The following is a 219-nucleotide window of genomic DNA, read 5'->3' on the forward strand; positions in this document are numbered from 1 at the left end:
CGTACTCATCCTGGCAGCGCGGAACCAACGAAAACACCAACGGGCTGATACGGCAGTACCTGCCCAAAGGGTGCGATCTCAGTGTTTACTCCGACGCCGACATTCAGGCGATTGAAGACAAGCTCAACCAACGGCCCCGAAAGCGTTTAGACTTCCGTACACCACAACACGTTTTCGATGCTTCCCTCAATCGTGGTGCGCTTCGTAGTTGAATCCGTC

Annotated in this window: 1 pseudogene; it reads left to right on the top strand. The window is 54.3% G+C overall.

Annotated elements, in window-relative coordinates:
- Positions 1–212 (top strand): annotated as a pseudogene (locus tag UU7_RS18990) (IS30 family transposase); the annotation flags it as partial.
- Positions 213–219 lie beyond the last annotated feature (7 nt).

It is taken from the genome of Rhodanobacter spathiphylli B39 (genome assembly GCF_000264295.1).
GTDB lineage: Bacteria > Pseudomonadota > Gammaproteobacteria > Xanthomonadales > Rhodanobacteraceae > Rhodanobacter > Rhodanobacter spathiphylli.